This window comes from Staphylococcus sp. AtHG25 (assembly GCF_003217445.1).
GTDB classification, from domain to species: Bacteria; Bacillota; Bacilli; order Staphylococcales; family Staphylococcaceae; genus Staphylococcus; species Staphylococcus haemolyticus.
In genome coordinates this window covers 1-6,452 of sequence record NZ_QJSN01000031.1, presented here as the reverse complement: position 1 = coordinate 6,452, position 6,452 = coordinate 1, and the positions used below count along the sequence as shown (strand labels likewise).

The 6,452-nt window shown below is 30.5% G+C and carries 8 protein-coding genes and 1 pseudogene; all 9 read left to right on the top strand.

Going from position 1 to position 6,452, the window contains the following annotated elements; translation table 11 throughout:
* Positions 1–25: 25 nt before the first annotated feature.
* Positions 26–409, top strand: a complete 384-nt coding sequence (locus tag BDW31_RS12070; RefSeq protein ID WP_110709689.1) for a plasmid mobilization protein — start codon at positions 26–28, stop codon at positions 407–409.
* Complete coding sequence (locus BDW31_RS12065) at positions 391–1,356, top strand: relaxase/mobilization nuclease domain-containing protein (RefSeq protein ID WP_110709688.1); 966 nt, start codon at positions 391–393, stop codon at positions 1,354–1,356. Before BDW31_RS12070 ends, BDW31_RS12065 begins: the two co-directional genes overlap by 19 nt.
* Positions 1,325–1,786, top strand: coding sequence for a DUF334 domain-containing protein (locus tag BDW31_RS12060; protein ID WP_110709686.1), 462 nt, complete (start codon positions 1,325–1,327; stop codon positions 1,784–1,786). The genes BDW31_RS12065 and BDW31_RS12060 overlap by 32 nt, the downstream gene beginning before the upstream one ends.
* 580 nt (positions 1,787–2,366) lie before the next feature.
* Entirely contained in the window at positions 2,367–3,233 is an 867-nt protein-coding gene (locus BDW31_RS12055) for a replication initiation protein (protein ID WP_110709684.1), read from the top strand.
* A gap of 824 nt (positions 3,234–4,057) precedes the next feature.
* Complete coding sequence (locus BDW31_RS12815) at positions 4,058–4,189, top strand: hypothetical protein (protein ID WP_258365772.1); 132 nt, start codon at positions 4,058–4,060, stop codon at positions 4,187–4,189.
* 82 nt (positions 4,190–4,271) lie between these two features.
* Entirely contained in the window at positions 4,272–4,427 is a 156-nt protein-coding gene (locus BDW31_RS12545) for a hypothetical protein (protein WP_181414828.1), read from the top strand.
* Between the two features lie 18 nt (positions 4,428–4,445).
* The gene (locus BDW31_RS12810) at positions 4,446–5,432 is read left to right on the top strand and encodes an ABC transporter ATP-binding protein (RefSeq protein ID WP_258365771.1); all 987 of its coding nucleotides are present in this window, start codon (positions 4,446–4,448) and stop codon (positions 5,430–5,432) included.
* 59 nt (positions 5,433–5,491) lie between these two features.
* Positions 5,492–6,175 carry an ABC transporter ATP-binding protein gene (locus BDW31_RS12805; RefSeq protein WP_258365769.1) on the top strand — a complete coding sequence of 228 codons (684 nt, stop codon included), beginning with the start codon at positions 5,492–5,494 and terminating at the stop codon, positions 6,173–6,175.
* 207 nt (positions 6,176–6,382) lie between these two features.
* Positions 6,383–6,452, top strand: a pseudogene (locus tag BDW31_RS12045) (plasmid mobilization protein); the annotation flags it as partial.

Sequence of the window (6,452 nt, the reverse complement as noted above, 5' to 3'; positions counted from 1 at the left end):
TTTCGTAGAAAGCGTGGTGGGATGTATGAGCGAACAAAAACATTTTATGGCTAGCGACGAAACTGTTGGGCAAAACCATAAACCCAACCGTAAGGAGCCGAAACAAATTAGTTTTCGTGTGAGCGAATCCGAATATTTAAAGTTAAAGCAGTCGGCTGAAACTTTAAATATGAGTGTGCCTACTTTCGTTAAGAAAAAGGCACAAGGCAGTCGATTGGTCGCACCTAAATTTGATAAAGAAACGAGACAATCGATTGCGAAAGATTTAAGTCGATTAGGGGCAAATGCCAATCAAATTGCGAAATATTGTCATCAACATCAATATAACGCTCCGAATTATAGCGCATTAGAACGTAATATCAATGAATTACGTGAAAGGTTGGATGACATATGGCAACAACTAAATTAAGTGCCACTAAATCAACGTCACGTGCCATTAATTACGCTGAGAAACGTGCTGTTGAAAAAAGTGGCTTAAATTGTGATGTAGATTATGCGAAATCGAGTTTTAAAGCCTCTCGTGAGCTATATGGTAAAACCGATGGTAATCAAGGGCATGTGATTATACAATCATTCAAACCCAATGAAGTAACCCCAGAACAATGTAATCAGTTAGGTTTAGAACTTGCAGAAAAGATTGCACCTAATCATCAAGTCGCTGTCTATACACACAATGATACGGATCATGTACACAATCATATTGTAATCAATTCAATCGATCTCGAAACAGGTAAGAAATTCAATAATAATAAACAAGCTTTACGTAATGTCAGAAATTTCAATGATGAGATTTGTCGGGAACACGGTTTAAGTGTGCCAGAACGAGATACGGCAAAATTAAGATATACCCAAGCTGAAAAAGCATTAATAGAAAAAGATCAATATTCTTGGAAAGATGATTTACGAGAAAAAATTGAAAATGCGAAAGACCATACAAGCGATTTTAAGAGCTTTTCAGAGCATTTAGAGAAATACGGTATCGAATTTAAGATCAGAGGCAAAAACGTCTCATATAAGCCTGAAAACGTCAATAAATGGGTGCGTGGCAAAAAACTTGGTGAAGATTACGACAAGGGGGCGTTAGAATATGAGTTTGAAAGACGAGAAAGAGAAGAAGAAAAGGAATCAGAGCGAGACGCAGTCGCAGCGTACACAGACCAATTCGAAGTTGACTGGGACGCCGTCGAACACAACGCAGAACAGCTTAGAAAAACAAGAATTAGACGAACTGAAAAAACAAAACAAGCTCATCATCAAGTATCTAACAGAGATACAAGAGAACCAGAACGTACGAGAGAAAGAACAAAAACAACTCACATCGAATTTGACAGAGGCGACGAAGGATTTTCGAGATAATGGTGTTAAAGTCCATAATAGCTTTACTCATATACTTAAAGAAAAATTGGATAAAGTCGATACCGATGAATTAGCTAATATAATCGGCAGAGATATTTATAAAGTACGTGATGAAAATGAACGTATGTTGCAAGAAGTGAGAGCGTCACATGAAGCATATCAAAAGAAAATTAAACTCATGTATCGAGGAATTGGCATAATGTTATTAGTCTTTATGCTTTTTACGTTAGTCATGACTATTGGTAGTGATTTTATGGATTTTATACATATTGATATACTTCAAAAAGCAATTGCTAGCAAGATTAAATCGTCTGAGGGCTTTATGACATTGGTTTGGTACATTGCTTATGGCTTACCGTATATCGTTGCAATAGGTGGATTTATTTATCTTTATGAATGGATTAGAAAGAAATTCGAAGTCTTTTTGTAATTATGAGGACGCAATTATGCCGAGAAAATTTATTGTGCATTGAGAAGAACCCTTAATTAAACTGTTTCGACGAATGTCGGTATAGCGTGAGCTATAAAACCGACGAGTCGACAGTTTTAGGGTTTATTAAGGGTTCAGAGGCTCAATGTCAATAAAGCAATTGGAATAATGCATCAAAGGGTAATAACTTAATGATTTTTATAAATAAAAAAGCAACCACAAATGTGGTTGCTTTCCTTTTTGTCTTTTGAATTTGTGAGGGGCAAAATGCCCCGAACTTTTTAATATCTTTTTATAAATCTTTTTAAAACCTTTTTAGGTGGCTTTTGAGCCTTAGAGCGACAACGGATTTGAAATGCTAAAGGCAACCAATCATTAAACTAAAGGCAACCAATCATTAAACTAAAGGCAACCAATCATTAAACTAAAGGCAACCAATCATTAAACTAAAGGAACTATTTTTATATTAGGTTTCTTTATGTTATTATTACTTATAATATAGCGATTATAAGTATTTATAAGTAAAGTTAATAGGAATCTTTATTGTGTGAAGGTTTCTTTTAGATTGGAGTGGAGTTAATTGAGTGGAGAAACAGTAGTATATAAAAATGATATGAATTTAGTTCCATTGAGAAAATTTAATAATACCGAAGTTAATCTATTTTTTACTTTGTGTAATAAATTAAAAGATAAAGGCAATTTGACTGTTAATGTGCCATTTGAAGAATTAAAAGAATTAAGTAATTACTATAGTCATGATAAAAAGCTTTTTATTCAAGATTTAGAAAAATTCTATGATAAAATCTTCTCTTTAACATATAGAGAAGAAACTGAGAATGTTATTAGAAAATTTATTCTTTTTACTAAAGTAGAAATTTATAAAGATAAAGAGTATGTGGCTATTGGTGTTAATCCAGATTTAAAACATATTATTAATTCATTAACTAGTAACTTCACTAAATTTGAACTTCGAGAAATGACACACCTTAAATCTACATATTCTAAGCATATGTTCAGAATACTTAAGCAGTATAAACATACTGGCTATGTAAAAATTAAAATTGATGATTTTAGAGAACGGCTAGATATTCCTAATAGCTACCGTATGACAAATATTAATCAAAAAGTATTAGCCCCTATCATTAAAGAATTAGGATTCATTTTTAATAACCTTAATATCAATAAAATAAAAGCGAAAAGAGGACGTAAAATCGAGTGGTTAGAGTTTACTTTTGACGCTGAGAAACGCATTCACAACAAACGACAACCTCACATGGCGAATGTAGGTCAACCTAAACAATATATCAGTCGTGAGAAAACGCCAAAATGGCTACATGAACGAAATCAAAGTGATACAACTAGAGAAATGACTGAAGAAGAAAAAGCACTATTAAAAGAACAACAACAAGCATTTAGACAACAATTAGAACTAGATTGGGAAGATTAGAAAGTTTACAAATAAAAATATAATGGATATACTGAAGTTAACGAAAAGTGCGATGTCGTTTGTACATCAAAACCCCCACAGCCTGCCAAAGCTTTGTGGGGGTTTTCTTTTTATCATTTGAATTTATCATACAAATAATTTGCTACGATACCTGTAAGAACAGGACAAATGATAATTGTTACGACGAAAAATGCAATGTTCATTTGTACATCACACCTCCTTTGTGCACGGAAGTGCTCTCCAATTATAACAAAATCCCTATGACCTGTATGCGTGCATACAATATGCAAGCATACTGTGTGCACGCATATTGTATGTAATATCTAAATACGATATATCAATTACAGGTAAACAAGTTTACTTGTTTACTAGTTTACTTGTTTACTAATAAACTTGTTTACTTATTTACTAGTCAACTAGTATCCGCATGAATGATGATTTGTGTAGTTTACACTTGTGTAAATTACACAAGTGTAAACTGAATAAAGATACAAAATATTAACTCCTGAAAATGACTGAAAACGCATCAGATCAATGATGTATAAAACCTGCATAAACGATAATTATAAGAAAAAGGCTTAAACGTTGATTTAACAGCGTTTAAGCCTTTTGAGTTAGTTGACATAATTAACTATTATGGGTAGTGCTTTGTATAACTTATACATTATTAACAGTTAATGACGATTTCCCTCTTTTCGATTTAATTTATTATATAAAGGATTCCTCAAATTTACTATAGTCCTAAATATCTCCAACAAAAATAAAGTTTAATAATCTTATATGTGGGTACATTAATAATATCTTGGAGTAAAGGAGGTTTTATCATGAAAACGCCTAATCCTTGGAAAGGTTTCGATGCTTTTTATAGATTAACTGGAGGACAAATTATGGAACAATGTGAAAAAAGTAATGGTCAAAGTTCTACTGCTTGTCCTAACTATACTCCAATGGCATAAAATGTAATATATTAAGAAAAAGGGAGTAAGTTTAAATGCTTATTCCCTTTTTCTTAATATATTATATATAGGACTGATAAATATGGACATATTTCTACGAATTTTAAATTTCATTTTGGCTTCAATACCTAATTGGCTTGGATTCCCTACTGAATTAATAAAAAAAAGAAAGAAAGGATTTTCAAAAGAACAAATTGAAAAAGAACAAAGAGAAAAGAAAAAAACAGAAAATCAGTAGACCTTTTAAGGAGTAATTATGAATTACAACAGTTCATTAATTAAATTAATTAATCAAATTAAATTTCCTAAAAAAATTATAATTTTAGCTATTTTTATTTCTATTATAGGAAGTGTTTTTGAATTACTAATTCCCTTATTCACTAAAAACTTGATAGATAATTTCGAAGTATTATTCAAAAACAAATACTTTATCTTGCTTTTTGTATTTATTTTCATTTTTAGTTCTATATTGAATGGATTAAGCATATTTTTATTAAGTAAAATTGGTGCTACTATAAAATTTTCTTTAGTACAAAAAGTGTGGAATCATATATTAAAATTGCCTGTACCTTTTTTTGATAAAAATAGTGTAGGAGAAATATTAAGTAGGATTATAGACGATACAAATATAATTAATAGTTTTATCGTTCAAACAATTCCAAGATTTTTTCCATCACTTATTACTCTTTTGGGATCAATCATAATATTATTCTTACTAGATTGGCAAACTACATTAGTCGCACTTATTTCTATGCCATTGTATATAATTATAATTATATTCTTAAGCAATATCATAAAAAGAATTTCTTTTCAAACACAATTTGAAACAGCTAAATTAAGTGGTTTAATTTCTCATTCATTATCAGAAATTAAATTAATTAAAATATCCGGAGCTGAAAATAAAGAGTCAATTAAAACACAATCTTCATTAACAAATATTTATAATTTAGCTTTAAAAAGTGGTTTAATAAATTCTTTTACTTCACCACTTACTAATATGATTATGCTTATATCTATGGGAAGTGTACTAGGATATGGAGGATATAGAGTTGCTACTGAAACCATTACTTCTGGTACACTAGTTGCTATAATATTTTATATTATGCAATTAACAAGCCCAATAGAAAACATTTCAGGTATTTTTACAGGATATAAAAGAGCTGAAGGAGTTAGTGTACGATTATATGAAATTATGCGAGAAAAAAAGAATTACTGTCTTCATCAACTCACTTTCAAAAATTGAATACATCAGATTTAGTTTTTAAAAATGTTAATTTTAGTTATAATAAAAACCAAAAAATATTGCACAATATTACTTTTACAATACCTAAAAATCAGACTGTTGCTTTAGTAGGCCCTTCTGGTTCTGGAAAAACTACTATTTTTAATATTATTTCTCGCTTTTATGAAGTTGATGATGGTTCAGTATTATATAACAATACATCTATTTATAACATTCCTTTATCTCTATGGCGAAATAATCTAGGTTATGTCATGCAAGATAATGGACTTATTAATGGAACTATTAAAGAAAATATAATTTATGCTCTCAATAAAGATATATCTAAGAAAGAATTAATACACTATTCTAAATTAGCGAATATACATAACTTTATTCGCACATTAAAATTAGAATTTGACACACCACTAGGAGAAAATGGAATCAACTTATCTGGTGGAGAAGTACAAAGAATTGATATAGCTAGAAATTTAATTATACAACCGAAATTATTATTATTGGATGAAGCTACTTCAAATTTAGACAGTGAAAGTGAAAATAAAATTCAAGATGCTTTAAACAATATCCATTCTGATCAAACTATTTTAATTATCGCACATCGTTTATCAACAGTTTTAAATGCAGATAAAATAATATTTTTAGATGAAGGACATATAACTGGAATAGGTACCCATAACGAATTAATGAATAATCACAAAAAGTATAAACATATGATTCACCTTCAAGGTTTAGAATATCATGAATAAGTGGCTAGCAAATAGCCACTATTTTTTCGTCAGAAAAAATCCATAAGGGGCTTGGGGATTATCCCCAACAAGCCGGCGATGATACCACGTATGTGGCTAGCAAAGCCAATGCTTGCCAAACCACTATATTACTTGATGAAATTTAGATTATCATATAATCTAAATTTATATTAAGTAATATCTTTCGTAGAAAGCGTGGTGGGATGTATGAGCGAACAAAAACATTTTATGGCTAGCGACGAAACTGTTGGGCAAAACCATAAACCCAACCGTAAGG